Raw genomic sequence first — 25,596 nt, 5'->3', positions numbered from 1 at the left:
CGGCAGACCTGCGTCAGTCAGTGATCGAGACGCAGGTGCTGTCCTCTGGCCAGGTGCGAAATTCATCGACGCGGCCCGCGCGCACGTCGAGCAGCAGCCGGTCCAGCGCTTCGAGCCTTGCGGATCTGTCTGCGCTCGAGCGTATCAACGTGGCGGCGGTGCGTCCCGAGACGGACTCGTGGGCCTCGATGAGGATGCGAATGGCTTCCTCTCGCGTCATGAAAATGCGGTCCATTGTGCGCTCCCGGTTTGCTATCTCAATAACATCGACAACGATAGCAGCGGGGCGCGGCACGCCGCGCGGCATCCGCAGGACGCTTGATCTTCGTCCAAAGAAGGGTGTGCTGGATGCGGACCGGCAACAAAAAACCCGCGAAGCGTCGAGCTTTCGCGGGTTTCAGGACTCCGGCGGCCATTGCCGGAAAGCATTCTGGTGCCTCGGGCCGGAATCGAACCGGCACTCCTTTCGGAACCGGATTTTGAGTCCGGCGCGTCTACCAATTTCACCACCGAGGCGTGTGTTATTGCGAGTTTCTCGCACTCGAGCAAACATGCAAGCGCTCGAAGTAGCCGGTGATTATGACGCAAATCGCCCGTCCAGGCAACTGTGCGGCGCCGGAAAGCCGTCAGATCGTCCGCGAGAACCGCTCGGGCTGCTGTGCGCCAAGGTAGCGGTCAAACACCATCGCAATATTGCGCACCAGCATGCGTCCAGCGGACAGCACCTCGAGGCGGTCGGCGCTGCGTGCAACGAGCCCGTCGTGTTCGAACTCGCGCAGGCGTTCGAGTTCGGTCGCAAAAGTCGCCGGAAAACGAATGCCGTAGGCGGCCTCGAACTCGTCGTAGCGCAGTTCGAGATTGCACATGAGTTCCGTGATGATGTCGCGGCGCAGACGGTCGTCGGCGGTGAGGCGCACGCCTTTCGCAGTCGCGAGCTTGCCCGCGCCGATGGCCGCACCGTAGCCGATCAGATCCTTCGCGTTCTGCGCGTAGACGTCGCCGACCTTGCCGATGGCCGAGGCGCCGAAGCCGATCAGATCGCAGTCGGCGCGCGTGCTGTAGCCCTGGAAATTGCGGTGCAGCGTGCGCTGCGCCTGGGCGCGCGCGAGTTCGTCGGTGGGCAGTGCGAAATGGTCCATGCCGATGTAGACGTAGCCCGCCTCGGTGAGCTGCTCGATCACGAGCCTGAGCAGCGCCATGCGCTCCGCAGGCGTGGGCAAGGTGGCTTCGTCCATCTGGCGCTGCATCTTGAAGAGATGCGGCATGTGCGCGTAGCCGAACACCGAGATCCGATCGGGCGCGAGCAGCAGCATCGTCTCGAGCGTGCGGCCGAATGCTTTGACGTTCTGGTACGGCAAGCCGTAGATCAGATCGACGCTGATCGACTCGAAGCCGTTCGCGCGCGCGGCGTTCATGACGTCGACGGTCAGTTCGAGCGGCTGCATGCGGTTGACCGCCTTCTGCACGACCGGATCGAAGTCCTGAACGCCCAGGCTCAGCCGGTTGAAGCCGAGCGAACGCAGATGCGCAATGGTCTGCGCCGTGGCTTCGCGCGGGTCGATCTCGATCGAGTATTCGCCGGCGTCGTCGGGCTGCAGCGCGAAGTGTTCGCGCGTGGCGGCCATGAGCGTGCTCATTTCGTCCAGCGAGAGAAAAGTGGGCGTGCCGCCGCCCCAATGCAGCTGCGAAACGGGGCGCTTCGTGTCGAAGAGCGCGGCCTGCAACTGCACTTCGCGGATCATCTGCGCGAGATACGGTTTCGCGCGGCCGCGGTTCTTCGTAATGACCTTGTTGCAGCCGCAATAGAAACAGACGGTGTCGCAGAACGGGATGTGGAAGTACAGCGAGAGATCGGTTTCGCTCGCGCCCGGATCGGCTGCCGCGCGCCGGTAGTCGGCGGGATCGAAGTCGTCGCGGAACTGCAGGGCGGTGGGGTAGGACGTGTAGCGCGGGCCGTTGGCGCCGTATTTGGCAAGCAGGTCGGGGCGAAAGAGCAGGTCGGCGTCGCTCATGCAAAGCTCACTGGGAAGGGCGGCGCACGGGTGGGCAGCGTTCGGTGCCGCGGAACGCCGCGCACAGGTGGCCTGTCCCTTGTCCTACAGCGCCAGATGGACAAAGTGTACGAGCGCGTAGGAAGAAGCGATTGTGTAAAAAGGTCGCACGCGAGCGATGGCACAATGCCGTCTGGTCCGCTGCCGCGCGGACACGATTTGTCAGCGTTCCAGGAAACCGAAGTGAGTACCGATTTTCCCGCCGATGCCTCAGTGCACGCCTGCCGTCCCGGTTGCGGCGCGTGCTGCATCGCGCCGTCCATTACGAGCCCGATTCCGGGCATGCCTGAAGGCAAGCCGGCCGGCGTGCGCTGTGTTCAACTCGGCGAGGACCTGCGCTGCATGATCTTCGGCTCGCCGTTGCGGCCGGCGTGCTGCTCGGGGCTGCAGCCGCAGCTCGAGATGTGCGGCGAGTCGCGCGAGGAGGCCATGTTCTGGCTCACGCGTCTCGAGGCGCAAACCCAGCCGCAAACCGAGCCACAAGCGCCAGCCGCGCGCTGAACCCGGCGCAAACTGCGTCGGTCGGCAGCCATGCGCCAGAATGACGGCGCGCCAGTCCCGGCCCAACAAGGAGATTTCGCATGGCCCACACCGCAACGCGCGTTTCCCGGCGCGCCTTCCTGTTCTCAGCCTGCGCTGCGGCGGGTACGGCGATGTCGCTCGGCGCGTGTGCGACGGGGATCTTCCCGTTCATTCCCGATCACTACACGTTTTCACAGCAGCAGGTGCAGGATGCGGTGCAGCGCAAGTTTCCCTATCACCGCTCGATGCAGCAGATCTTCGACGTCTCGCTCACGAACCCGGTGGTCACGCTGCAGCCCGATCGCAATCGCGTGGCCGTGCGCCTCGACGCACACCTCGAAAGCCCGTTGATGCAGCAGCCCGTGAGCGGTGCGTTCACGGTGTCGAGCGAACTCGCGTACGACAGCACGAGCCGCGCCGTGGTGCTGCGCTCGCCCTCGGTGGATGGCGTCGACATGGCGGGCAACGCCGCCGCCTACGCGCCGCAGGTGAGCGCGGTCGCCGCGCTCGTCGCCACCCAGCTGCTCAACAATTACCCCGTCTATACGTTCAAGCCCGACCAGCTCCGATTTGCCGGCGTCAACTACGAACCCGGTACAATCACCATCCTTACAAACGGCATACGCGTGCAGATCGTCGAGAAGTAAGCCGACGAGACGCCGTCCGGCGCACGCGGCCGTTGTCGGTCGCGTGGCGCGGCGTGCGCCGTCCCCCACGCTCAAAGAAGAGGGATAAAAGGGATGGACTGGATGTTGACCTGCAAGGCCTTGATTCTCGGCATCGTCGAAGGGCTGACGGAGTTTCTGCCCGTGTCGAGCACGGGGCATCTGATCGTCGCCGGCAGCTTGCTCAATTTCGACGGCGCCTATGCCAAGACCTTCTACGTGGTGATCCAGTTTGGCGCGATTCTCGCCGTGTGCTGGGAGTTCCGCCGCAAGATCGGCGAAGTGGTCACAGGGTTGCCCTCGCGGCCCGATGCGCGGCGCTTCACGCTCAACGTGATCGTCGCCACCATTCCGGCAGTCGTGCTCGGTCTGATGTTCGAAAAGACGATCAAGTCGGTGCTCTTCGCGCCGGTGCCGGTGGCGTTCGCCCTTGTTGGCGGTGGCCTCGTCATCCTGTGGGTCGAGAATCGCCTGCGTGGCCCGAAGGGGCTGCCGGTCGCCGAGCAGCGCGGCGCGCGCGTGAACTCGATTGACGCGATCACACCGCTCGACGCCTTCAAGGTGGGCTGCGCGCAGTGCTTCGCGCTGATTCCGGGCATGTCGCGTTCGGGCTCGACCATCATCGGGGCGATGCTGTTCGGCCTCGAGCGGCGCGTCGCGACCGAGTTCTCGTTTTTCCTTGCGATTCCCGTGATCTTCGGCGCGACCGTTTATGAGCTGTACAAGAGCTGGCACGAGCTTTCCATGGACTGGCTCGGGCTCTTCGGCATCGGCTTCGTCGCAGCGTTCGTCAGCGCGTTCGCGTGTGTGCGCTGGCTCCTGCGCTTCGTGGCTTCGCACGATTTCACCGCCTTCGCCTGGTACCGGATCGCTTTCGGTCTCGTGGTCCTGCTGTTCGGTTATGGCGGCGGGCTAGGCTGGGACGACTGAAAACGCAACGGGCGCCGCGTGACATCACGGCGCCCGTTCTTCTTCACGGTTGCGGTTTTAGTCCGCGCGGCGGCGGAACACGAGATCCCACACGCCGTGACCGAGCCGCAGGCCGCGGCGCTCGAACTTCGTCACCGGGCGGTAGTCGGGGCGCGGCGCGTAGTCGGCGGCCGTGTTCTCGAGCGCGGGCTCCGCGCTGAGCACTTCGAGCATCTGCTCGGCGTAGTTCTGCCAGTCCGTCGCGCAGTGCAGGTACGCGCCCGGCTTCATGCGCGAGACGAGATGCGCGACGAACTTCGGCTGAATCAGGCGGCGCTTGTGATGGCGCGCCTTGTGCCACGGATCGGGGAAAAAGATGTGCACGCCGTCGAGGCTCGCCGGCGCGATCATGTGCTCGAGCACTTCCACGGCGTCGTGCTGGATGATGCGGATGTTCTCCAGATTCTGCTCGCCGATCAGTTTGAGCAGCGCGCCAACGCCAGGCTCGTGGACCTCGACGCCGAGGAAGTCGTCCTCTCGGCGCAAGGCGGCGATTTCCGCTGTGCTTGCGCCCATCCCGAAACCGATCTCCAGAATGCGCGGTGCGTGCCGTTCAAACACGGCGTCCCAGTCGGCGGCTTCGGGCGCGTAGGGCACGACGAAGCGCGGGCCCAGTTCGTCGAGCGCGCGGCGCTGGCCCGTCGAGACGCGGCCGGCGCGCGTCACGAAGCTGCGGATGCGGCGGTGGTGCAGCGCGTCGCCGTGCGCGTTCGTGTCGGAGGCGGCGTCTTGTGCGTCGGACTGCGTGGCGTCGGGACGGGCGTCGTCGTTGGGATCGTGATTCATCTTCGCAGGTGGTATGAGAGCGGCGGATGTCGCGGCTGTCGATAATGGGGGCGGGCTGCGCCTTCGGCTCGGTGCGAGGCATGTCGGGCCATACGCGGCGACGCGGTGCCGGAGGCTACGCGGGCCGGCGTGGCCGGACGCCTCGTTGGCCGCTTTCGCGTTCGGCGGAATCGGCAACGGCCTTGGGCCCGGCAGGCGGGCGCGGCGCGCTCGAAGCCCAGCGGCTCCGAAGCCGTCGCGCATTATATCAGCGCGCTTGCACGGCTCTGGCGGCTGAGGAGGGCGGCAGTACCTCGCGAGGCTACGGTCCGTGCCTCAATCGGCTGAAACGACGAAGTCGTGCGAACTACGTGTCGGCGGACCAGCTCGCGGCGCGTGCGGGGAGGCCCGAGGAGCGCCGGAGTGCATTGTGCAACGGAGGAATTCAGATCGTGCCCGGCGTGTGCCGGTCGGGCGGGCTTGGCGTCCCGAGGGTGTCCCGGCAGGAGCGCTGTCTGGAAGCCCAGGCCTCGAAGAGAGGTCGGTAAGCCGACGTGGAGCGGGCGATGGGAATCGAACCCACGTCATCAGCTTGGGAAGCTGAGGTAATGGCCATTATACGACGCCCGCAGAGCGCGCTATTTTACGCGTTTTTGGCCTTCTTGCGCAATGACGCGCTCAAGCGACGCGGCGCGCCAGGCGCGCCGCCAGATGCATCAGACCGTTTGCCGATGCCCTCAAATCCCGAACAGCGTGAGCGAAACCGCCGCGCGGGTGACGATCATCAGCAGCACCTGCACGATCACGAAGAGCAGAATCGGCGAGAGGTCGAGGCCGCCCAAGTTCGGCAGGATTCGGCGCAGCGGGTTGAGGAACGGCGCCGTCAGCTGGAACAGCACGGGCATTGCCGCCGAGCGCGGATTGAGCCACGAGAGCAGCGCCATCAGGATCGTCAGCCAGATCAGCAGGTTGAGCGCCCATTTCACGAGCGTGAGCAACGCGACGATCAGCAGTGTCGGCAAAAGACCCAATGGGTCCACGCCTGCGATCCATACCATCAGCAGCACGTAGGCAATGGCCGCGATCAGCGCGCCGACCACGCTCGCCCAGTCGATGCCTCGCACGCCGGGAATCACGTGCCGCAGCGGCAGCACCAGCCAGTTGGTCACCTGCTGGATCGCATGGGTCACGGGGTTGTACGGCGGCACACGCACGTACTGGAGCCAGGCGCGCAGCAGCAGGGCGGCGCCGAACAGCGTGAAGACCGTATTGAGCAGAAAGCGGGCGATATCGCCGAACATCGGTGTTGTTTCCTTCTTGTGTGGGTGGCGGCGCGCTTGGCGTGTGGCGGCCGATAAAAGGTCAGTCGGGGTTCCGTTTGCCCCGTTCAACCACGCGGAGCACGTCAGACGGACACCTTGACCTCGCTGATCAGAATGGTGCCATTTCCGCCGTCGGTGTAGTTGGGAATGTCGTCGAGGAGGGTGTCGGCATGCGGCTGAAACACCGCGTAGAACGCATCGACCGTCTCGAACAGGAAGTGTCCGGCCGCGACGTACGGCGGCGGCGTGCCCGGCGGCCCGGCGTTGATGCCGATGTCGACCGACCAGCCCTTGAGCGATTCGCCGAAGAGCTTCGCCGCGAGCGGCATGTGGTGCGTGCAGTAGTACCCGCTGTCGAAACGACCGTTCTCGCGATAGGGATAGAGGATGCTGACCTTGATCATTGTGCGTGCTCGTCGGTGAGTCCCATGGGCGCGCGTTGCCTGCCGCTGCGATGCGCGCCGTCGCCACATTAACACGGCTTACGCCTCGCCAGTATCCGCGAGCGATGCCGCCGCGAGGGCCTCGCGCGAGGCGGCGGCCGGTGCTCGCGGCGCGCGCGCCGCGCAAAATGGCTGCGCTCACGGCAGGCTTTTCGGCGAACGGCTACAGTGATTCTGACAGGCAGCGCAGGGAAGGCGCCGGACGGCGCGAGTGTTGCGCCACAGCCGCGCGGCGCACGAAGTGTTCGCCTTCGTACCGATCACGCGCCGATGGTGCGACTACAAATGAGGGGGGTGGCCGCGGCGCCGCGCCAATAGCCTGACGCGGCACGATTTCTGCTGTTGGCTCGCGGCGCATTTATGCGCCGCAACTCAAACCCAGCACGCGGAAGCCGTAACGAACAGTGCGCAATGCATATACGGCGCCTGTGAGGCTATCTCGCAACACTGCCATTTTTGTCTAGAAATCTGAGCACAATACTTTTCATCGTTTCGGTTTCGTCGTTGCAGTCGTGCAATTGGGTTTGTTCCTGTCGGTAGTCCGATTCGGGGAGTTCACCATGAGCATCTTCGCTTACCGAAAGCATCTGCGGTTTCTCACGCCCTTTCAGCGTCGCCGCTGGTGGGATCAGAAGAAGCGCCTGACGCCACGTGTGCGCATCAGTGGCGCTTATGTCCCACCGAACGTCACGCGCGAGTTCACCTACGTGAAGGTCGGATAGCGGAGAGTTTGCCTTGTCTGGCCGGCGATTCGTGTGCCGCCGGCTGGGTCGGATGAGACGCCCGGTTCCATGACCGGGCATCGTCGTTTACAGCCTCGTCGCGCGTGGCGACCGCAGGCCGAACATAGTCCGGTGAACCAATTTGTAATCAAACATTACCGGGAGATTGGCCCCCCGATGCCCTCGCGCAGGTAACAATGACAGTGCCCTGGTTTTTGTAACCAATGTCGGCGTATTCGGGCGCGCGTGCGGCGATTTTTCGCGGCTGCCGCGCCCACCGGGCTTGACGCGCTATTAAGCGCCCCCAAAACAGGATTGCAATTCGAAACAAATGGCTACCAATGGCGGCCGCCGTTTTCGATACATTGAATGCGTGGGCACTGCCCGTCATATGCGCGTCGCCGCTGGCGGCCGCCAGGAGAAGAGAAGTGAAAAAGACCGTATCGTTCATCGTTGCCGCGGCACTGGGTGTGGGGTTCGTCAGCGCGGCCCAGGCGCACGTCTCGGTGGGTATCGGCATTGGCATTCCGGTGGCCCCGGCTTATCCCGTCTATGCTGCGCCGGTCTACGCACCGCCGCCCCCGCCCGTGGTCTATGCGCCGCCGCCGGTGGTGTACGCGCCGCCGCCCGCCGTCGTCGTAGGCGGCTACGGTGGCTACGGCTACTACGGCCGTCCGTACTGGCATCACGGCTACTACGGCCACGGCTACTACGGCCGCGGCTACTACCGTCATTGAGTGTGACGGGCGGCGCACGCCGCCCGGCTGCGTTTTCACGAACGGCGCAACGCCGGCTCACGCCGCGTTGCGCTGTTTGTTTTTGGCGCTCGCTTTCGCCGCGTGCATGGCACGCTAGATCGATGCGCGCCGAGCGGTCCATAGGCGCACCTGCGCCCGACATGGATTACGACGCGCCCGCGCCCTGCAGGAGCAGTTCGCGATAGCCGTGCACGATCACGCTGTACGAAAAATACGCGAATAGCAGCGCCGAAAGCACATGGCAGGCGCGCAGCAGACCGGTGCCGGCGCGTTTGCGGCCATGGCTGGCCAGTCCGCAAAGGAAAAAGGTCCAGCTGAGACCGCCCGCAAAAAAGCCCAGCAGGAAGAGCGAGGCCGCGCCGGCGCTCGTCGCCCCCGACTTGGCGATGAGCGCGCCACCGACAGCCGCGAACCAGAGAATCGCACTCGGCGAAGAGAGGGCAAGCAGCACGCCGCGCATGAAGCTGCGCCACGGGTTGGGCAGCGGCGCGGCGTTATCGGCTTCGCCTTCCACGGGCGGCGCCAATGCTGGATCGAGCGCTTCGCGCGCCATCTTCCACGTGAGCATGAGCAGCAGGGCCGAGCCGCCGATCCACACGACCCAGCGTACGGCCGAGAACTGCAGCAGCGCGGCCATGCCCGCAAGCGCGAGCGCGGCGTAGATGAGGTCGCCGAAACACGAGCCGAGCCCCAGCCAGAAGCCCGGGCGGAAGCCGTGCGTGAGTGTGAGCGAGATGATGGCGACGTTGACGAGACCGATGTCGAGGCAAAGCGAAAGCGACAGAAAAAAGCCGTCGGAAAGCAGGGAAACGTGAGACATGAAAACGATTTCTTGTTGGTATGGACTGCGCACCGCACACGCCCGCCTGTGAGCAAGCGGGCGTCGCGGCTCAAATCAGCTTCAGGCGTGCTTCAAACGCCGATGCACAGGTACTTCAGTTCGACATATTCGTCGATGCCGTACTTCGAACCTTCGCGCCCGAGACCCGACTGCTTCACGCCGCCAAACGGCGCGACTTCGTTCGAGATGAGTCCGGTGTTGACCCCGACCATGCCGTACTCGAGCGCTTCGGCCACACGCCAGACGCGGCCGATGTCGCGGCTGTAGAAGTACGAGGCGAGGCCGAATTCGGTGTCGTTGGCGAGGCCGACGACTTCGGCTTCGTCGTTGAAGCGGAACACCGCCGCGACCGGGCCGAAGGTTTCCTCGCGCGCGATCAGCATGTCGCGCGTGACGTCTGCGAGCACGGTGGGCTCGACATAGCGTCCCGAGCTGGCCTTGCCGCCCGCGACGACTCTGGCGCCCTGGGCGGTCGCATCGCTGATGTGCTGCGCGACCTTGGCGACGGCCGCGTCGTCGATCAACGGCCCCTGGTTCACGCCATCCTCGAAGCCGTTGCCCACCTTGATCTTGCGTGAGGCGGCGGCGAGCTTCTCGACGAAAACGTCGTACACCTTGTCGTGCACGTAGAAGCGGTTCGTGCAGACGCAGGTTTGGCCTGCGTTGCGGTACTTCGAGATCATCGCGCCTTCCACGGCGGCGTCGATGTCGGCGTCGTCGAACACGATGAAGGGGGCGTGCCCACCCAGTTCGAGGGCGATTTTCTTGACCGTCGGCGCGCACTGCTGCATGAGGATGCGGCCCACCGGCGTCGATCCCGTAAACGAGAGATGGCGCACGATGTCGCTCTCGCACAGCGCCTTGCCGATTGCGATGGAGTTCGCGGAGTCGGCGGTGAGCACGTTGAACACGCCCTTGGGTACGCCTGCGCGCTGCGCCAGTTCGGCGAGCGCGAGCGCGCAAAGCGGCGTTTGCTCGGCGGGCTTCACGACGATCGTGCAGCCCGCGGCGATGGCCGGCGCGACCTTGCGTGTGATCATCGCGATCGGGAAATTCCAGGGGGTGATCGAGGCGCACACGCCGATCGGCTGCTTGAGCACGACGAGCTTGCGGTCGCTGGCGGGGCTCGCGAGGACGTCGCCGTTCACTCGCTTGGCCTCTTCGGCAAACCATTCCAGGAAGGACGCGCCATAGATCACTTCGCCGCGCGCCTCGGCGAGCGGCTTGCCTTGCTCGGCGGTCATGATCGCGGCGAGGTCGTCGGCGTGCTCGATCACGAGATCGAACCATCGCCGCAGAATGGCTGCGCGCTCCTTGCCCGTCTTCGCGCGCCACGCCGGCAACGCGGCGTTCGCGGCGGCAATCGCGCGATGCGCCTCGTCGGCGCCAAAGTCGGGCACGCTCGCGATCTCGGCGTTGTCGGCGGGGTCGAGCACGGCGAACGTGGCCGCACCGCCGCTCCATTCGCCGTCGATGTACGCGCGGGTCTTGAAGAGGGCGGGGTCGTTCAGTTGCGTCAGGCGCTCCGATGCGGGCATCATCCTCGAGTCTCCTTCAGGTTCACTGGCGCCGCGGCTCATGCCATGCACGAGGCGTGACGCGGTAAGCGCGGCGTCGCGAAAAGGCGTCGCGGATGGATCGGCCGGCGTGGCGCCGAGGGCACTGCGCCGGGTTGCGCTAGCTGCGGCTAAAGCCTAGCTCGTCGTAGAGACGGTCGACGCGCGTCTTCACGGCCGCGTCCATCTCGATTGCGCGGCCCCATTCGCGGTCCGTCTCGCCGGGCCACTTGTTGGTGGCGTCGAGCCCCATTTTCGAGCCGAGGCCGGCCACCGGCGAAGCGAAGTCAAGATAGTCGATCGGCGTGTTCTCGACGAGCACGGTGTCGCGCGCCGGATCGATACGCGTGGTGATCGCCCAGATCACCTCCTTCCAGTCGCGGATGTCCACGTCATCGTCGACCACGACAATGAACTTTGTATACATGAACTGGCGCAGGAAGCTCCATACCCCGAACATCACGCGTTTTGCGTGCCCGGGGTAGCTCTTCTTCATCTGCACGATCGCCATGCGATAGCTGCACCCCTCTGGCGGCAGATAGAAGTCGGTGATCTCGGCAAACTGCTTCTGCAAGAGCGGCACGAACACTTCGTTGAGCGCCACGCCGAGCACCGCAGGCTCGTCGGGCGGCTTGCCCGTGTATGTCGAATGGTAGATCGCATCGCGGCGCATGGTGATGCGCTCGACCGTGAAGACGGGGAACCACTCCTGTTCGTTGTAGTAGCCCGTGTGGTCGCCGTAGGGGCCTTCGAGCGCGTGTTCGTACGCGGCGCTCGCGCCCTTGGCGGGGCGGGGCGGCGCGCCAGCGGGGGCCGGGCCGGGCTCGCCCGCCTGCGGGTAGATGAAGCCCTCGAGCACGATCTCGGCGCGCGCGGGCACCTGCAGCGTGTCGACGCCGGGTGTCAGGCACTTCGCGAGCTCGGTGCGGGCGCCGCGCAACAGGCCCGCAAACTGGTATTCGGAGAGCGTGTCGGGCACTGGCGTGACGGCGCCGAGAATCGTCGCCGGGTCGGCGCCGAGCACGACCGCCACCGGGTAAGGCTTGCCGGGGTTCTTCAGCGCGAACTCGCGGAAGTCGAGCGCGCCGCCGCGATGCGCGAGCCAGCGCATGATGAGCTGGTTGCGGCCAATCAGCTGCTGGCGGTAGATGCCGAGATTCTGGCGCGTCTTGTTGGGACCGCGCGTGACGGTGAGGCCCCAGGTGACGAGCGGGCCGGCGTCGCCGGGCCAGCAGGTCTGAATCGGCAGCTTCGCGAGATCGACATCGCTGCCTTCCCAGACGATCTCCTGGCAGGGCGGCGCGTTCACGGTCTTCGGTGCCATGTCCCAGACGGCCTTGGCGAGCGTGAGGAGCTTGCCCGCATCCTTCAGGCCGCGCGGCGGCTCGGGCTCTTTCAGCGCCGAGAGCAGCCGACCCACGTCGCGCAGCGACTCGAGCGCGGCGCCGTCGCCGCCGCTGTCCGGCGCGTCGATGCCCATGCCGAGCGCGACGCGCCGGGGCGTGCCGAACAGATTGCCGAGCACCGGGAACGCGTGCGTCGAACGGTTCTCAAAGAGTAGGGCCGGGCCGCCGGCGCGCAGGACGCGGTCGCACAGCTCGGTCATTTCCAGCACCGGAGAGACAGCTTGGGGGACGCGGCGCAATTCGCCGAGCGTCTCCAGGCGACCAACGAAGTCGCGCAGGTCTTTGTATTTCATTGGGAACCAATCGTGGCCAACGGGGATGGCCGGCTTGGGGGCCGCATGGGGCGGCGGCACGGGTTCCGCGGGCGCCGTATCAGATGTATCAGACGTATCAAGACGTATCAGACATCTGGCCGGGCAGACGCGGCGTAACGATTGTCGATTTTACCTGCGTTGGCTAGCGCACGCTGGGTGCCAATCTGCATAAGCGCCCGCAGACGCGCGTGCGACGCGGATTCCGCCCGATTGAACAGTGTTTATTATTACTATTGGTTATGTTTTCGGGATTCTATAGTATTGACGATCTATAAAACGCTGCTAGAATCCGTCCACATTGGTTGCAGGTTTTGAAATTTTTAGCCACCTTCCCGGTCCTTCAGACGCAACGCGTCGCCGTTTAGCCGCATCCCTGCACGGCTGTCCACGGTTTAGATTGGCTGTTCTCGTCAGCGCCTCTTCGCGCTGGCTTTTCGCGTGAGAACTCCGCGCGCGCACACTGCGTGCCTGGTCGTACAAAAGGAGTTCCACCCACGGCGACTTGCCGTTTTCCCGACGCCGCTGCCGCACCAGCCAGGGCGCGCGGTGTCTTGATCCTGCGGTTGGTCGTCTGCTTCGCGCCGACCCTCCCGCTGGATCATGCAACATGGGAGATCTGTAGATGAATACCTGGTTATCGTGGTGGCGCGCCGACGAGCGTGTAGCGCTTGGCCTGCGTGCGCTGCTGCGTCGTGGCACGCGTCTTAGCCATCACCTGTTCAGCATTGTTGGCGGCTGTGCCGTTCTGTTCGCTGTTGCCGTCTGGCTCATGCCCACGCTGCGTGGCACGCTCGCCGCCCGCGTGATGCCGTTCGTCTCGGCGGCGGTGCAGGCCGGCCCGGCACGTTTGCTGCAAGGCAACCCGCTGCCCTCGTTCGCGCCCCCCGGCGTGACGAACAACGAGGACAACGCCGACGGCGCGATGCTGCCCACTGCGCTCGCGCCCGATGCCGGTGCTGCCGGCGTCACTGCCGCAGCCGGCGCCACGGGCATTTCGCCCGCAGGCTCCAACGGCACGGTCGCGAAGGTCGCGAGCTCGGTGTCGAACGGCGGCATCGCCACGCTCGATGCCGTCACGCTCAACGGCCTCGATCCGCGTGCGCTGCCGACCAGCGTCGGCTCGCTCGCGCGCATGATTCCGCCCCAGCGCGTCACGCCCGACGCGCGCGATGACCGCGTGCTCGTTTCGGCGCGTGAACAGGCGCTCGTCGCCACCTATCTGGCGCGCCGCTACCGGGTCGCACAGGAGCCGGTCGGCGAACTCGTGAAGGCGGCGTTCGACACCGGCCGTGAAGTGGGGCTCGATCCGCTGCTGCTGCTCGCCGTGATGGCGATCGAATCGGGCTTCAACCCGTACGCCGAGAGTGGCGTGGGCGCGCAGGGCCTCATGCAGGTCATGTCGAAGGTGCACTCGGACAAGTTCCAGTACTTCGGCGGTCAGCGCGCGGCGCTCGATCCGCTCGCCAACATCAAGGTCGGCGCGCTGGTGCTCAAGGATTGCATCGCACGCGGCGGTTCGCTGCCGGGCGGCCTGCGTCTCTACGTCGGTTCGACGTCGCCGGACGACGGCGGCTACGGCGCCAAGGTGATGGCCGAGCGCGGGCGTCTGCGTGACGTCGCACGCGGCCGCAACGTGCCGATCAACGCGCCGCAGGCGCCCGTCACCACCACGGCCAGCACGTCTGCGCAGAAGGTGGCGAGCATCAACGGCGAGAAGCGCGTGCACGTGACGCTCGACAACGCCCACGCGATCGTCGAGAAGTCGTCGTCCGCGAACAGCGGTTCCGCTCAGGACGACGCCAGCACCAGCACGACGGCCCAGAAGCACGCTTCGTCCGAACTGGGTGCCTGAGCAGCTAGAGCTGAAAGACCGGACCAAACAAAAAGGCACCCGCGGGTGCCTTTTTCCATTTCTCGACCACTAGCGCATTAGCGTCCGAAGAACGTATGCAGCCGCTCGACCGCTTCCTCGAGGCGCTCGTACGCCGTGGCATACGAGAGCCGCACGTACTGATGCGGCGCGGCGACGCCGAAGTCCATGCCGGGCACCATCACCGTGCCCGCGTCGTGCAGCATTGCGCGGGTGAGCGCGTCGCTGTCGCCGGCGGCAGGGTGCGCGACGTTCGAGCAGTCGGCGTAGACGTAGAACGCGCCGTCGGGCATCACGGGCACCGTGAAGCCGAGCGATTCGAGCGCCGGCGCGATGAAGTCGCGGCGGCGCTTGAATTCGAGCCGGCGGCCCTCGTAGAGCTTCAGCGTGTCCGGGTCGAAGCAGGCGAGCGCGGCATGCTGCGCGAGCGCGGACGCGCAGATGAACAGGTTCTGCGCGAGCTTTTCGAATGCGCCGACCAGCGAAGGCGGCACCACGAGCCAGCCCAGACGCCAGCCGGTCATGTTGAAGTACTTCGAGAAACTGTTGACGGTCACTACGTCGTCGCCGTACGACAGCGCGGAGACGGGCGGCGTGTCGTACGACAGGCCTTGATAGATTTCGTCGACGATCGTGAAGCCGCCGCGCGCACGCACGCTTTGCACGATGCGCTTGAGTTCGTCGGGCTCGATCGAGGTGCCGGTGGGGTTCGACGGCGAGGCGAGCAGCACGCCGCGCGTGCGCGGCGACCACAGGCGCTCGACATCGGCGGCGGTGAGCTGGAAGCGCGCCTCCGGGCCGCTCGGCACGAGCACCGGCTTGCCTTCCGCGGCGGCCACGAAGTGGCGGTTGCACGGATAGCAGGGGTCGGGCATCAGCACTTCGTCGTCGCGGTCGACGAGCGCGGTGCAGGCGAGCAGGAGCGCCGCCGAGGCGCCGGCCGTCACGACGATGCGCGCGGGGTCGACCGTGAGGCCGTACGCGTGCTGGTAGTGCGCGGCGATCGCCTCGCGCAGCGCGTGGATGCCGAGCGCGCTCGTGTATTGGGTGACGCCGCGGCGCAGCGCGGCGGCGGCCGCCTCGACGACGGGCTCGGGCGCCGTGAAGTCCGGCTCGCCGATCCCCATGTGGATGATGTCGCGTCCAGCGCGTTCGAGCTTCGCGGCTTCCTTCGCCAGTTCCATGACGTAGAAAGGCTGGATCTCGTCGACGCGCGCGGCTAGCCGCAGCAGCGGTTCGGCAACGGTGTTCATGCGGGTCTTTCCAATACTGACAGATCACGCGGCGCGCGGGGCCGGGCGCTCAGGCGCACCCGCTCGCCCCGGCTGCTCGCGTTCTTACGACTTGCGGGCGTTTTGTGCTTCGGTGGCGCGCAGTTGCGCCGCGAGCTTGTCGAGCACGCCGTTCACGTACTTGTAGCCGTCCGAGCCGCCGAAGGTCTTCGTGAGCTCGACCGCCTCGTTGATCACGACGCGGTACGGAATGTCGACGTGATGCTTGAACTCGTAGGTCGCGACGAGCAGCACTGCGCGTTCGACGGGCGAAAGCTGCTCGATCGGACGGTCGAGGCACGGCGTGATGGCGGCGGACAGTTCGTCCGACTCGCGGATGACGCCGTGCAGGATCGCGTCCAGATGCTCGTGATCGGCCTTGTCGTAGCCCTGCGAACCGCGCAGCTGCGCGTCGATCTCGCCGGCGGGCACACCCGACAGCAGCCACTGATACAACCCCTGCGTGGCCAGTTCGCGGGAGCGGCGGCGCGCGCTCTTCATTGCTGTTCCTCTTCGTCTTCCTCGTCTTCTTCGTCGTCGTCGCCGCCGTCGAGCTGCTCCAACGCCACCGTCAGGTTCGCCATTTCCACGGCGACGCGAGCGGCGTCACGACCCTTCTCGGTCATGCGGGCCACGGCCTGCTCGTCGTTCTCGGTGGTGAGCACGGCGTTCGCGATGGGCACGTTGAAGTCGAGCGAGACGCGCGAGATGCCCGCGCCGCTCTCGTTCGAGACGAGCTCGAAGTGGTACGTCTCGCCGCGCACGACCGCGCCGAGCGCGATCAGGGCGTCGAACTGGCCGCTTTCGGCGAGCTTTTGCAGCGCCAGCGGGATTTCGAGTGCGCCCGGCACGGTGACGAGCAGCACGTCTTCGCCCGTCACGCCAAGGCGTTCGAGTTCTTCGATGCAGGCGTCGGCGAGGCCGTTGCAGACGGGTTCGTTAAAACGCGACTGGACGATGCCGATGCGCAGTCCGTCGCCGTCGAGGTTCGGTTGGTATTGTCCGATTTCCATGTGGTGTCCGTAAGTTCGGTTGAGCGTGGTGACGCGTGAAAAGAGCGCGATGCGACTTCAGGCGCGCGACGAGGCTGGGTCAGCGGCTTCAGGCGGGCAGGGGGCTTGCGCGTCCCCGCCAGGCATCGGCACGAAGCCGGTGACCTCTAGACCGTAGCCCGACATGCTGCCGAGGCGGCGCGGCTTCGAGAGCACCTGCATGCGGCCCACGCCGAGTTCGCGCAGGATCTGCGCGCCGATGCCGTAGGTCTTGAAGTCCACGGGCCGGCGTGCGAGCGCCTCCGCGCGCTCTTTCTGGTCGAACGCCTTGAAGACGTCGATCAGATGTTCCTTGGGTTCGCCGCAATTGAGCATGACGATCACGCCCACGTCGCGCGAGGCGATTTCGCGCATGGCGGCGTCGAGCGTCCACGAGTGCGTGGACGAACCCGTTTCGAGCAGATCCAGCACCGAAAGCGGCTCGTGCACGCGCACGGGCGTATCGACGTCGGGCTTCGGCGTGCCGCGCACGAGGGCGATGTGCGGCGTGCGCGTGGGGTGATCGACGTACATGATTGCGCGGAACTGGCCGTGCGCGGTTTGCATGGTGCGTTCCGCCACGCGCTCGACGATCGATTCGGTGCGGCTGCGGTAGTGGATCAGGTCCGCGATGGTGCCGACCTTCAGGCCGTGCTCCTGGGCGAACTCCATGAGGTCGGGCAGGCGCGCCATCGTGCCGTCGTCCTTGATGACCTCGCAGATCACCGAGGCCGGCGTGAGGCCGGCAAGCGCCGTGAAGTCGCAGCCCGCTTCGGTGTGGCCCGCGCGCACGAGCACGCCGCCTGGCTGCGCCATGATCGGGAACACGTGGCCGGGCTGCACGATGTGCTCGGCGCGCGCGTCGTGCGCGACGGCCGCCTTGATCGTGCGGGCGCGGTCGGCGGCGGAAATGCCGGTCGTAACGCCTTCGGCGGCCTCGATGCTGACCGTGAACGCCGTGCCGTACTGCGTGCCGTTGCGGTAGGTCATGAGCGGCAGGTTGAGCAGCTTGCAGCGTTCCTGGGTGAGCGTGAGGCAGATCAGCCCGCGGCCGTACTTCGCCATGAAGTTGATGGCTTCAGGCGTGACGAACTCCGCAGCGATGACGAGGTCGCCCTCGTTTTCCCGGTCTTCTTCGTCGACGAGGATGACCATCTTGCCGGCTTTGAGCTCGGCGATGATCTCAGGGGTGGAGGCGAGCGTCATGTTGGGATTCTGGCTGGAAAGGCCACATTTTACGCCACGCGGGCGGGCGCGTCGCCCAGAACGCGGGAAGGCGCGAATCGCGTCTGTTTCACGCTAGTAACGCCATGCGTCATTCGGGTGAAACGTTCCTATTCGTGGTTCATTTCGCGTGCTCGCGCGCATTGCGCCGCACGCGGGCGCGGCTCCCGCCTGAGCCGGCTTGCGGCGGGAGGGCGCGCCCGCGAGGGGGCACGAACGGGCGAGGCGTCAGCGCAGGACCACATCGTCGGCGAGTCCCTTCGTCAGTTCCAGCGCCTGGCGCTCGAACAGGCGCCGGTACAGGCCGTTTTCGCGGCGCACGAGCGCGTCGTGCGTGCCTTCCTCCGCCACGCGTCCGCGTTCGAGCACCAGCAACCGGTCGAGCGCGCGCACGGTCGAGAGCCGGTGTGCGACGACCACGGTCGTGCGGCCTTCCATGAGCCGCTCCATGGCCTGCTGGATCAGCACCTCGCTTTCACTGTCGAGGCTCGAGGTCGCTTCGTCGAAGATCAGGATCGGCGCATTCGCGAGGAACGCGCGCGCGATCGCCACGCGCTGGCGCTCGCCGCCCGAGAGCTTCACGCCGCGCTCGCCCACGAGCGTGTCGTAGCCGTGCGGCAGCGCCGTGATGAAGTCGTGGGCGCTCGCGAGCTTCGCCGCGCGCTCGATTTCGGCGTGCGTGGCGCCGGGCCGGGCGTAAGCGATGTTCTCGGCGAGCGAGCGGTGGAACAGCACCGGCTCCTGCTGCACGATGGCGATCTGCGAGCGCAGCGACGCCTGCTGCACGCGCGCGATATCCTGGCCGTCGATCGTGATGCGCCCCTCGGACACGTCGTAAAGGCGCTGGATCAGCCTGATCAGCGTCGTCTTGCCGGAGCCCGAATGGCCGACGAGGCCCACGCGCTCGCCCGGCGCGATACGCAGCGTGAGGTTCTCGTAGAGCGGCCTCGCGTCCGCGTGATCGCCGTAGCGGAACGTCATGTTCTCGAAGCGGATGTCGCCCTGATCGATCACGATGGGCGGCGCATCGCGCTGGTCCTCGATGCCGAGCGGCGCCGCGTCGAGCGCGACGAGCTCTTCCATGTCGTTGACCGAGCGCTGCAGGTTGCGCACGTGCATGCCCACATCGCGCAGGTAGCCCTTGAGCAGGAAGAACAGCGTGAGCGCGAACGTGATGTCGCCGACGCTCGCGAGACCGCGCGCCCAGAGCAGCAGCGCCGCGCCGAGGATGGCCGCCTGCATGCCCACGAGCAGCGCGCCCTGCACGCCGCCGTTGAGCGTGCCGCGCTGCCAGGTGCGCCGCGTGCGGCTGCTCCACTTCGTGACGACGCGCGCGAGCCGCGCTTCTTCGCGCGTTTCCGCGCCGAACGCCTTGACGACGGCGTTGCACGAAATGGCGTCGGCAAGCGCGCCGCCCATCTTCGTGTCCCACTGGTTCGCGAGCCGGGCCGAGGGCGCGACGTAAAAGAGCGAGAGCGAGACCGTGATCGCCAGATACACGGCCGAGCCGAGGCCGACAACGAGGCCCATCACGTGCCACTGCACCGCGAGCAGGATGGTCGAGCCGACCAGCATGACGAGCGACGGGAAGAGGGCGACGAGCAGCGTGTCGTTGAGCAGATCGAGCGCCCACATGCCACGCGTGACCTTGCGCACCGTTGAGCCGGCAAAGCTGTTCGCGTGCCAGTCCGTCGAGAAGCGCTGCACGCGATGGAAGGCCTGCGTGGCGATCTCGCTCATCATGCGCAGCGTCAGCGTGATGATGTTGCGGTACGCGGCCTGGCGCATGATCGTGCCGCCGAGCCCGAGCGCCGTGAGCGCCCAGAACGCGACGACCGCCGCATGCCAGGCGGCGGCGCTGCTGGCTGCGCCGCCGTGCGTGAGGGCGTCGACGAGCTGGCCGGCGTAGTGCGGCGTGAGCACGTCGGCGAGCGCGCCGAGGAGCGAGGCGAGTGCGACGGCCGTGACGCGCACCGGTTGGCGCGCCCAGTGCCGGAAGGTGAAGCCGAGGACCTTGCGGAAGGTTTGTCCGCCCGATTCGGGTTTGTTGTTTAGCTCTGTCATGGACAGCATGCTCCGGACGTGATGCCCGAAGACTCTCCTGAAGCAAGCGTGAAGCGTTAAGACGGAAAACGGGCTTCGCACGCCCGGGCATCGGTTGCCGGACGGCCTGACCTCGAATTCGCTGAATACGGCGCGGCGTCTGAAAACATGCCGCGCGGGACGCGCTACGGCTGCGCTGGAAGCGGGACGGTTGCGTGACGCGACGCAACGTGCAACATCACCCGGACCATCGGCATGGCGGCGCTCGTGTCAATCGTTGCCAACTGTGCCTCCTGGTTCGATTCGGGTGATGGGAACGCGGCACGCCGTGCGGCGAGCGCGTAGGGAAAGGCTAGATTCTATCAGCGCCCCGGCCCGCGTGCTTGCGCGCGTCCGGGGCCGGCATGGCGCCGGCCAGGCGGCGCTTAGTCCTGCGCGGCCGAACTGGCGGCCTTCTCAGCCGAGAGCATCCGCTCCACATAGCGCGCAATCAGATCGATTTCGAGATTCACCTTCGTACCGGTCTGAAGATGCTTGAGCGTGGTGACTTCCACGGTATGGGGAATCAGGTTGATCGAGAATTCGCAGCCGTCCGCGCGATCGTCGACCGAGTTGACCGTGAGGCTCACGCCGTTCACGGTGATCGAGCCCTTGTAGGCGAGATAGCGGCCGATATCCGCCGGCGCGAGAATGCGCAGCTCGTGCGACTCGCCCACGGGCGCGAAGCGCGTGACGGTGCCAAGGCCGTCCACGTGACCCGAGACGATGTGGCCGCCCAGGCGGTCGTTCGCGCGCAGCGCCTTTTCGAGGTTCACTTCGCCCGTCGCCGCGAGGCCCACGGTGCGGTTCAGGCTTTCGCGCGAAACATCGACGTCGAAGCCCGTTGCCGACTTCTCGATGACGGTCATGCAGGCGCCCTGGATCGCGATGCTGTCGCCGAGCTGCACGTCGTCGAGGCCGAGGCTCCCTGCATTGACGGCGAGGCGCACGCCTGCGTCGGCACCCGTGCCGAGCGGCTTGATCGATTCGATGCGGCCCACTGCCGCGACGATTCCGGTAAACATCGTGCTGTTCCTTGTGTTCAGTGCTTCAGTGAGGGTCAGGCGTCTTGCGTCGTGACGACACGCGCAAGAATGCGCAGATCGCTGCCGAGACGATCGACGGAATGAAAGGCGAGGCGCGTGCGCTCGTCGAGCGTTGCGGGCGCAGCGATGTCGATCATGCCGAGCGCATTCGTGCCGAGCAGCGACGGCGCCACGTACACGAGCAGTTCGTCCACGCAGCCTTCGCGCAGCAGCGAACCGTTGAGCTTGTAGCCCGCTTCCACGTGCAGTTCATTCACGCCGCGCGCAGCGAGCTCCGTGAGCATGGCCGGCAGATCGACCTTGCCCTGCTCGTTGCCGAGCGCGACGATCTCGGCGCCGCGCACGCGCAACGCTTCGGCGCGTTCTTCGTTGCTCGCGTCGAGCGCCGCGCAGAACACGAGCGTGGGCGCGCCCACGAAAATCTGCGCGAGCGGCGAGGCGTCGAGCCGGCTGTCGATCAGCACGCGTTTGGGCTGGCGCGGGGTGTCGACGGCGCGCACGGTCATGCGCGGGTCGTCTTCCTTCACCGTGCCGATGCCCGTGAGGATGGCCGAGGCGCGCGCGCGCCAGGCGTGGCCGTCGGCGCGCGCGGCTTCGCCCGTGATCCACTGGCTTTCGCCCGAGGGCAGGCCGGTGCGGCCGTCGAGCGATGCAGCCACCTTCATGCGCACCCACGGACGCTTGCGCGTCATGCGCGAAACGAAGCCGATGTTCAGCTCGCGCGCCTCGTTGGCCAGCAGCCCGCAACGCACGTCGATACCCGCGTCGCGCAGGATAGAAAGCCCGCGCCCCGACACGAGCGGGTTCGGGTCTTCCATCGCCGCAATCACGCGCGCGACCTTCGCTTCGATCAGCGCGTTCGCGCAGGGCGGCGTGCGGCCGAAGTGGCTGCACGGCTCGAGCGTCACATACGCGGTCGCGCCGCGCAGGTCGTGCCCGCGCGCGCGGGCGTCCTTCATCGCCTGGATTTCGGCGTGATCCTGGCCGGCCGGCTGCGTAAAGCCTTCGCCGATCACCACGCCGTCCTTCACCAGCACGCAGCCGACGCGCGGGTTCGGGTCGGTCGTGTACAGGCCGCGGTGGGCGAGCGCGAGCGCACGCTCCATGTGGACGAAATCGGATTGCGAAAACATCGTCGGGCTTTCTCCCGGGCGGCGGTCAGATGGGGCCGGCGAGGCGCGCGCCGCGCCGGCGGTCGTTGGCGTGATGCCTTATTGCGTGACGTTTTCCGCCGCGGCTTCCGCTGCAAACGCGCTGCGCGCCGCGGCGATGGTCGCGTCGAGGATCGCGTCGTCGTGGGCGCTCGAGACAAAACCCGCCTCGTAGGCCGACGGCGCGAAGTAGACGCCCGCGTCCAGCATGCGGTGGAAGAAGCGGTTGAAGCGCGCGATGTCGCTCTTCGTGACCTCGGCGAAGCTGCCTGGGACGTTGTCGGCGAAATAGAGGCCGAACATGCCGCCCACCGAATCCGCCACGAACGGCACCTTCGTTTCGCGCGCCGCGGCGGACAGCCCCTTCGCGAGACGTTCGGTCTTCGCGGTGAGCTGCTCGTAGAAGCCGGGCGCCTGGATGAGCTGCAGCGTTTTCAGGCCCGCCGCGACCGCGATCGGATTGCCCGAGAGCGTGCCTGCCTGATAGACCGAGCCGTTGGGCGCGAGGTGATCCATGATTTCGCGACGGCCGCCGAAGGCCGCCGCCGGCATGCCGCCGCCGATCACCTTGCCGAGGCACACCATGTCGGCCTCGACGCCGTAGAGCGCCTGCGCGCCGCGCAGGCCGACGCGGAAACCGCACATCACTTCGTCGAAGATCAGCACGCTGCCGTGCTTCGCCGTGAGGCTGCGCAGTGCGCCGATGAACTCGGGCGTGGCCTTCACGAGGTTCATGTTGCCCGCGACCGGTTCGACGATCACGGCGGCGATCTCGTCGCCGAACGCCTTGAACGCTTCTTCGAGCGCCGCGACGTTGTTGTATTCGAGCACCGTAGTGTGCTTCGCGATGTCCACCGGCACGCCCGCCGACGTCGGGTTGCCGAACGTGAGCAGCCCCGAGCCGGCCTTCACGAGCAGGCTGTCGGCGTGGCCGTGGTAGCAGCCTTCGAACTTCACGATGCGGTCGCGCTTCGTGAAGCCGCGCGCGAGACGCAGCGCGCTCATGGTCGCCTCGGTGCCGCTCGACACCATGCGCACCTGCTCCATCGACGGGACGATCTTGCAGATTTCTTCGGCGATCTCGATCTCGGCCTCGGTGGGCGCGCCAAACGAGAAGCCATTCGCGAGCACGCGGTGCACGGCTTCGAGCACTTGCGGATGCACGTGGCCGACGATCATCGGGCCCCACGAGCCGATGTAGTCGATATAGCGCTTGCCTTCGGCGTCCCAGAAGTACGGCCCTTGCGCGCGCTCGATGAAGCGCGGCGTGCCGCCGACCGAGCGGAACGCGCGCACGGGCGAATTCACGCCGCCCGGGATGGTGCGCTGGGCGCGTTCGAAGAGGGCTTCGTTGCGGTTATGCGTGCTGGACTGGATGTTGGACATGAGTGCTGGACCTGCGAAAGTGGTGTGGCGCGCGGCGCTGACGAAACGGGCCGGCGTACGGACCCATGCGGCGCCGCAGGGGCGCGGGCGACCGGGCTGTTCTCTTGAAATTGTACCGGAGTCGCGCGGATCGGGCCGGCCCGTCCGGTCGGTCTGGGCGGTCCCCGGCGCGCCCCGGGTCAGCGCGCTGACGGCCCCTTTTTGCCTGCTACTTTCTGCCTTTGCGGGCTGGCGGCGCGAGCTGCGGCGCCGTGTCGCGCAGATTGTCGTGCCATGCCTGCATGGCCGTGACGGCCGGCGCCGGCATGGGCCGCCGCCCGGTCAGTTCGGCCCAGCGTTTTTCCAGCGCGCCTTCGGCCGCCGGCTTGATGACGGTGCCCGAACTCTGTGCGTCCCAGGTCTGGATCGAAAACGGGTGCACGCGCAAGTCGTCGCGCGCGATGACGACATCCTCGCCCGCGTCGACGAGCCAGTCGTAGACGAAGTCGATACACAGCCGGTAGCCGCGCTTGTACGCGGCGTCCGGCACTTCGTAGGGTGCACGCGTGACGTAGCCGGAACCGAAGAGCCCGCGCGGCTCGGCAGCCACACGATGCAGGAACACCCGGTCTCCCGGCAGGATGCCGCGTGCGAAGCCGCATCCCCAGGTGTCGGCGACGGCTTCCCCGGCGCGCACACGGAGCGCGAAGTCGGGCAGTTCGGGCCAGGGCCACTTCTTGGGGCTCCAGATGAGCAGGAAGGCGGTCATGTCGGCAACGCGGCAAGTTGAGCGAAAGCGGGCAGCTTAGCGCAAAGCCGCGCCGCCGCCGCATGTAGGGCGGCAGATGGCGGGCAAGGGGTGTCAGGTACAATTCGGCGGCACTCCGTTGCTGTTTTTGTCCGCTTTCGTCCGCTCCTGCAGCGACGGATGAATCGGCCCTTGACATCGAGACCGCGCGAGCCGCGCGAGTTTCGCCGCCACACACACCATGTCCCATTCCCCGCGCCGCCGGCCCGATGGCCGGCTGATCCTGTTGCTCGGCGCACTCGCCGCCTGCGGCCCGCTCGCCACCGACATGTATCTGCCGAGCCTGCCCGCCATCGCGCAGTCGTTCGGCGTGAGCGCTGCCGCTGCGGCCTCGACGCTCACGAGCTTCATGGCCGGCTTTTCGATCGGCATGCTGCTCTACGGCCCGGTTTCCGACGCTTACGGCCGCCGCCCCGTGCTGCTCGGCGGCATCGCGCTCTTCACGGTGGCCAGCATTGCCTGCTGGCTCTCGTTCTCGGTGGGCGAGCTCGTGATCGTGCGCTTTCTGCAGGCGCTCGGCGCGGGCGCGGCCTCGGTGCTCTCGCGGGCCATCGCGCGCGACGCCCACGAGCCATCGGACGCTGCCAAAGTCCTCTCGATGGTCGCGATCGTCACGGCGATCGGGCCGCTGCTCGCACCGCTGATCGGCGGACAGTTGCTGCTGATCGGCGGCTGGCGCGTGGTGTTCGTTGCGCTCACGCTGTTCGGCCTCGCATGCGCCGTGGCGGCCTACCTGCGCGTACCGGAAACCTGGCCGCCGGAAAAGCGCGAAAGCGCGGCCGTGCTGCGCTCGTTCGCGGCGTATGGGCGCTTGCTGCGCGATCCGCTCGTGTGGGGGCACATGCTCTGCGGCGGCATGGCGTTCGCCGCGATGTTCACCTATATCTCGGCCACGCCGTTCGTCTATATCGAGTACTTCCACGTTTCGCCGCAGCACTACGGCTTCTTCTTCGGCGCGAACGTGTTCGGCATCATGCTCGGCAACTTCCTCAACACGCGCTTCATCGGGCGGCTCGGCACCCTGCGCATGGTATCGATCGCTTCGGGCGTGAGCATCGTCGCGTCGCTCTTCGTCGCGCTCATGTGCGTGACGGGCTGGGGCGGCCTGTGGTCGATCGTGTTTGGACTGTTCTTCGTGGTGAGCGTGGTGGGGCTGCTCGGCGCGAACTGCGCGACCGATCTCATGTACCGCTATCCGAAGAACGCGGGCGCGGCGGCGGCCGTGTTCGGCGCGACGCAACTCGCGCTCGGCGCGTTCGCGAGCGCCGTCGTCGGCTGGTTCCCGGGCATCTCGCCGTTCGGCATGGGCGTGACGATCGGCGTATGCGGCCTGCTCACGTGGGTGGGGCGCGCGCTCGTCGTGAAGTGGCACGGCACGCCGGCGCCGGACGCGGTGCGAACGGCAACGCCGTGA

Annotated in this window: 24 protein-coding genes and 2 tRNA genes; 7 read left to right on the top strand and 19 right to left on the bottom strand. The window is 66.7% G+C overall.

Annotated elements, in window-relative coordinates; translation table 11 throughout:
• Positions 1 to 13: 13 nt before the first annotated feature.
• From AB4Y36_RS01960 to hemN, 3 genes are all read right to left on the bottom strand, one after another.
• Complete coding sequence (locus AB4Y36_RS01960; RefSeq protein ID WP_133185797.1) at positions 14 to 235, bottom strand: hypothetical protein; 222 nt, start codon at positions 233 to 235, stop codon at positions 14 to 16.
• Between the two features lie 196 nt (positions 236 to 431).
• Positions 432 to 516, bottom strand: a tRNA-Leu gene (locus tag AB4Y36_RS01955).
• A gap of 110 nt (positions 517 to 626) precedes the next feature.
• Positions 627 to 2,012 carry an oxygen-independent coproporphyrinogen III oxidase gene (gene hemN, locus AB4Y36_RS01950; protein WP_368682187.1) on the bottom strand — a complete coding sequence of 462 codons (1,386 nt, stop codon included), beginning with the start codon at positions 2,010 to 2,012 and terminating at the stop codon, positions 627 to 629.
• Between the two features lie 222 nt (positions 2,013 to 2,234).
• On the opposite strand from hemN, the gene AB4Y36_RS01945 reads away from it, so the two are divergent.
• The 3 genes from AB4Y36_RS01945 (at position 2,235) to AB4Y36_RS01935 (ending at position 4,168) form a co-directional block, all read left to right on the top strand.
• A complete protein-coding gene (locus tag AB4Y36_RS01945) occupies positions 2,235 to 2,552 on the top strand; it encodes a YkgJ family cysteine cluster protein (RefSeq protein WP_069262954.1) in 318 nt (105 codons plus the stop codon).
• Between the two features lie 80 nt (positions 2,553 to 2,632).
• The gene (locus AB4Y36_RS01940; protein WP_368682186.1) at positions 2,633 to 3,220 is read left to right on the top strand and encodes a DUF1439 domain-containing protein; all 588 of its coding nucleotides are present in this window, start codon (positions 2,633 to 2,635) and stop codon (positions 3,218 to 3,220) included.
• A gap of 93 nt (positions 3,221 to 3,313) precedes the next feature.
• A complete protein-coding gene (locus tag AB4Y36_RS01935; RefSeq protein WP_342948518.1) occupies positions 3,314 to 4,168 on the top strand; it encodes an undecaprenyl-diphosphate phosphatase in 855 nt (284 codons plus the stop codon).
• Between the two features lie 57 nt (positions 4,169 to 4,225).
• On the opposite strand, the gene trmB is transcribed toward AB4Y36_RS01935, so the two are convergent.
• The 4 genes from trmB to AB4Y36_RS01915 form a co-directional block, all read right to left on the bottom strand.
• Positions 4,226 to 4,993 carry a tRNA (guanosine(46)-N7)-methyltransferase TrmB gene (trmB, locus tag AB4Y36_RS01930; RefSeq protein ID WP_368682185.1) on the bottom strand — a complete coding sequence of 256 codons (768 nt, stop codon included), beginning with the start codon at positions 4,991 to 4,993 and terminating at the stop codon, positions 4,226 to 4,228.
• Positions 4,994 to 5,527: 534 nt separating this feature from the next.
• A tRNA-Gly gene (locus AB4Y36_RS01925) sits at positions 5,528 to 5,602 on the bottom strand.
• Positions 5,603 to 5,709: 107 nt separating this feature from the next.
• Positions 5,710 to 6,273, bottom strand: a complete 564-nt coding sequence (locus AB4Y36_RS01920; RefSeq protein WP_069262734.1) for a YggT family protein — start codon at positions 6,271 to 6,273, stop codon at positions 5,710 to 5,712.
• Between the two features lie 104 nt (positions 6,274 to 6,377).
• Positions 6,378 to 6,698 (bottom strand): EthD family reductase, encoded by a 321-nt coding sequence (locus tag AB4Y36_RS01915; RefSeq protein WP_069262733.1) that lies wholly within the window; start codon positions 6,696 to 6,698, stop codon positions 6,378 to 6,380.
• Between the two features lie 599 nt (positions 6,699 to 7,297).
• Between AB4Y36_RS01915 and AB4Y36_RS01910 the strand changes: the two genes are divergently transcribed.
• Positions 7,298 to 7,459 (top strand): hypothetical protein, encoded by a 162-nt coding sequence (locus AB4Y36_RS01910; protein ID WP_165822777.1) that lies wholly within the window; start codon positions 7,298 to 7,300, stop codon positions 7,457 to 7,459.
• A gap of 428 nt (positions 7,460 to 7,887) precedes the next feature.
• Positions 7,888 to 8,196 (top strand): hypothetical protein, encoded by a 309-nt coding sequence (locus AB4Y36_RS01905; RefSeq protein ID WP_069262732.1) that lies wholly within the window; start codon positions 7,888 to 7,890, stop codon positions 8,194 to 8,196.
• Positions 8,197 to 8,362: 166 nt separating this feature from the next.
• On the opposite strand, the gene AB4Y36_RS01900 is transcribed toward AB4Y36_RS01905, so the two are convergent.
• The 3 genes from AB4Y36_RS01900 to AB4Y36_RS01890 all read right to left on the bottom strand — a co-directional run bounded on the left by AB4Y36_RS01900 (position 8,363) and on the right by AB4Y36_RS01890 (position 12,313).
• On the bottom strand, positions 8,363 to 9,037 hold the full coding sequence (locus tag AB4Y36_RS01900; RefSeq protein WP_368682184.1) for a LysE family translocator: 675 nt from the start codon (positions 9,035 to 9,037) through the stop codon (positions 8,363 to 8,365).
• 92 nt (positions 9,038 to 9,129) lie between these two features.
• Positions 9,130 to 10,599, bottom strand: coding sequence for an NAD-dependent succinate-semialdehyde dehydrogenase (locus AB4Y36_RS01895; protein ID WP_342948519.1), 1,470 nt, complete (start codon positions 10,597 to 10,599; stop codon positions 9,130 to 9,132).
• A 136-nt stretch (positions 10,600 to 10,735) separates the two neighbouring features.
• Positions 10,736 to 12,313 (bottom strand): UbiD family decarboxylase, encoded by a 1,578-nt coding sequence (locus tag AB4Y36_RS01890; RefSeq protein WP_368682183.1) that lies wholly within the window; start codon positions 12,311 to 12,313, stop codon positions 10,736 to 10,738.
• Between the two features lie 643 nt (positions 12,314 to 12,956).
• Here AB4Y36_RS01890 and AB4Y36_RS01885 point away from each other — a divergent pair.
• Positions 12,957 to 14,186 (top strand): transglycosylase SLT domain-containing protein, encoded by a 1,230-nt coding sequence (locus AB4Y36_RS01885; protein WP_368604008.1) that lies wholly within the window; start codon positions 12,957 to 12,959, stop codon positions 14,184 to 14,186.
• A 77-nt stretch (positions 14,187 to 14,263) separates the two neighbouring features.
• Here the strand turns inward: AB4Y36_RS01885 and AB4Y36_RS01880 are convergent, their stop codons facing one another.
• The 9 genes from AB4Y36_RS01880 to AB4Y36_RS01840 all read right to left on the bottom strand — a co-directional run bounded on the left by AB4Y36_RS01880 (position 14,264) and on the right by AB4Y36_RS01840 (position 24,143).
• Positions 14,264 to 15,457 (bottom strand): pyridoxal phosphate-dependent aminotransferase, encoded by a 1,194-nt coding sequence (locus AB4Y36_RS01880; protein WP_368682182.1) that lies wholly within the window; start codon positions 15,455 to 15,457, stop codon positions 14,264 to 14,266.
• Between the two features lie 84 nt (positions 15,458 to 15,541).
• Positions 15,542 to 15,976 carry a transcription antitermination factor NusB gene (gene nusB, locus AB4Y36_RS01875; RefSeq protein ID WP_042260852.1) on the bottom strand — a complete coding sequence of 145 codons (435 nt, stop codon included), beginning with the start codon at positions 15,974 to 15,976 and terminating at the stop codon, positions 15,542 to 15,544.
• Positions 15,973 to 16,488, bottom strand: coding sequence for a 6,7-dimethyl-8-ribityllumazine synthase (gene ribH / locus AB4Y36_RS01870; RefSeq protein WP_028211567.1), 516 nt, complete (start codon positions 16,486 to 16,488; stop codon positions 15,973 to 15,975). Before ribH ends, nusB begins: the two co-directional genes overlap by 4 nt.
• Before the next feature lie 57 nt (positions 16,489 to 16,545).
• On the bottom strand, positions 16,546 to 17,712 hold the full coding sequence (ribBA, locus tag AB4Y36_RS01865) for a bifunctional 3,4-dihydroxy-2-butanone-4-phosphate synthase/GTP cyclohydrolase II (RefSeq protein WP_069262725.1): 1,167 nt from the start codon (positions 17,710 to 17,712) through the stop codon (positions 16,546 to 16,548).
• Positions 17,713 to 17,958: 246 nt separating this feature from the next.
• Positions 17,959 to 19,794, bottom strand: coding sequence for an ABC transporter ATP-binding protein (locus tag AB4Y36_RS01860; protein WP_368682181.1), 1,836 nt, complete (start codon positions 19,792 to 19,794; stop codon positions 17,959 to 17,961).
• A 404-nt stretch (positions 19,795 to 20,198) separates the two neighbouring features.
• Entirely contained in the window at positions 20,199 to 20,837 is a 639-nt protein-coding gene (locus AB4Y36_RS01855) for a riboflavin synthase (RefSeq protein WP_069262724.1), read from the bottom strand.
• A gap of 35 nt (positions 20,838 to 20,872) precedes the next feature.
• Positions 20,873 to 21,991, bottom strand: coding sequence for a bifunctional diaminohydroxyphosphoribosylaminopyrimidine deaminase/5-amino-6-(5-phosphoribosylamino)uracil reductase RibD (gene ribD / locus AB4Y36_RS01850; RefSeq protein ID WP_254352049.1), 1,119 nt, complete (start codon positions 21,989 to 21,991; stop codon positions 20,873 to 20,875).
• A 78-nt stretch (positions 21,992 to 22,069) separates the two neighbouring features.
• A complete protein-coding gene (gene hemL, locus AB4Y36_RS01845; protein WP_069262722.1) occupies positions 22,070 to 23,395 on the bottom strand; it encodes a glutamate-1-semialdehyde 2,1-aminomutase in 1,326 nt (441 codons plus the stop codon).
• A gap of 208 nt (positions 23,396 to 23,603) precedes the next feature.
• Positions 23,604 to 24,143 (bottom strand): hypothetical protein, encoded by a 540-nt coding sequence (locus AB4Y36_RS01840; protein WP_256094543.1) that lies wholly within the window; start codon positions 24,141 to 24,143, stop codon positions 23,604 to 23,606.
• A gap of 220 nt (positions 24,144 to 24,363) precedes the next feature.
• Here AB4Y36_RS01840 and AB4Y36_RS01835 point away from each other — a divergent pair, with 220 nt between their 5' ends.
• Entirely contained in the window at positions 24,364 to 25,596 is a 1,233-nt protein-coding gene (locus tag AB4Y36_RS01835) for a Bcr/CflA family multidrug efflux MFS transporter (RefSeq protein ID WP_069262721.1), read from the top strand.

This window comes from Paraburkholderia sp. BR10936, from assembly GCF_040965735.1.
Taxonomy (GTDB): Bacteria; Pseudomonadota; Gammaproteobacteria; order Burkholderiales; family Burkholderiaceae; genus Paraburkholderia; species Paraburkholderia nodosa_A.
Note: the sequence above shows the minus strand (reverse complement) of the source record. Positions and strands in the feature narration are given on the sequence as shown.

Bases quoted from the DNA above. Each gene is read 5' to 3' on its own strand.
- AB4Y36_RS01860 (WP_368682181.1), bottom strand. From the start codon at position 19,794: ATGACAGAGCTAAACAACAAACCCGAATCGGGCGGACAAACCTTCCGC.
- AB4Y36_RS01840 (WP_256094543.1), bottom strand. From the start codon at position 24,143: ATGACCGCCTTCCTGCTCATCTGGAGCCCCAAGAAGTGGCCCTGGCCC.
- AB4Y36_RS01855 (WP_069262724.1), bottom strand. From the start codon at position 20,837: ATGTTTACCGGAATCGTCGCGGCAGTGGGCCGCATCGAATCGATCAAG.
- AB4Y36_RS01895 (WP_342948519.1), bottom strand. From the start codon at position 10,599: ATGATGCCCGCATCGGAGCGCCTGACGCAACTGAACGACCCCGCCCTC.
- AB4Y36_RS01885 (WP_368604008.1), top strand. From the start codon at position 12,957: ATGAATACCTGGTTATCGTGGTGGCGCGCCGACGAGCGTGTAGCGCTT.
- ribD (WP_254352049.1), bottom strand. From the start codon at position 21,991: ATGTTTTCGCAATCCGATTTCGTCCACATGGAGCGTGCGCTCGCGCTC.
- AB4Y36_RS01890 (WP_368682183.1), bottom strand. From the start codon at position 12,313: ATGAAATACAAAGACCTGCGCGACTTCGTTGGTCGCCTGGAGACGCTC.
- AB4Y36_RS01910 (WP_165822777.1), top strand. From the start codon at position 7,298: ATGAGCATCTTCGCTTACCGAAAGCATCTGCGGTTTCTCACGCCCTTT.
- ribH (WP_028211567.1), bottom strand. From the start codon at position 16,488: ATGGAAATCGGACAATACCAACCGAACCTCGACGGCGACGGACTGCGC.
- AB4Y36_RS01835 (WP_069262721.1), top strand. From the start codon at position 24,364: ATGTCCCATTCCCCGCGCCGCCGGCCCGATGGCCGGCTGATCCTGTTG.
- AB4Y36_RS01920 (WP_069262734.1), bottom strand. From the start codon at position 6,273: ATGTTCGGCGATATCGCCCGCTTTCTGCTCAATACGGTCTTCACGCTG.
- AB4Y36_RS01880 (WP_368682182.1), bottom strand. From the start codon at position 15,457: ATGAACACCGTTGCCGAACCGCTGCTGCGGCTAGCCGCGCGCGTCGAC.
- hemN (WP_368682187.1), bottom strand. From the start codon at position 2,012: ATGAGCGACGCCGACCTGCTCTTTCGCCCCGACCTGCTTGCCAAATAC.
- AB4Y36_RS01915 (WP_069262733.1), bottom strand. From the start codon at position 6,698: ATGATCAAGGTCAGCATCCTCTATCCCTATCGCGAGAACGGTCGTTTC.
- hemL (WP_069262722.1), bottom strand. From the start codon at position 23,395: ATGTCCAACATCCAGTCCAGCACGCATAACCGCAACGAAGCCCTCTTC.
- AB4Y36_RS01935 (WP_342948518.1), top strand. From the start codon at position 3,314: ATGGACTGGATGTTGACCTGCAAGGCCTTGATTCTCGGCATCGTCGAA.
- AB4Y36_RS01960 (WP_133185797.1), bottom strand. From the start codon at position 235: ATGGACCGCATTTTCATGACGCGAGAGGAAGCCATTCGCATCCTCATC.
- ribBA (WP_069262725.1), bottom strand. From the start codon at position 17,712: ATGACGCTCGCCTCCACCCCTGAGATCATCGCCGAGCTCAAAGCCGGC.
- AB4Y36_RS01900 (WP_368682184.1), bottom strand. From the start codon at position 9,037: ATGTCTCACGTTTCCCTGCTTTCCGACGGCTTTTTTCTGTCGCTTTCG.
- nusB (WP_042260852.1), bottom strand. From the start codon at position 15,976: ATGAAGAGCGCGCGCCGCCGCTCCCGCGAACTGGCCACGCAGGGGTTG.
- trmB (WP_368682185.1), bottom strand. From the start codon at position 4,993: ATGAATCACGATCCCAACGACGACGCCCGTCCCGACGCCACGCAGTCC.
- AB4Y36_RS01940 (WP_368682186.1), top strand. From the start codon at position 2,633: ATGGCCCACACCGCAACGCGCGTTTCCCGGCGCGCCTTCCTGTTCTCA.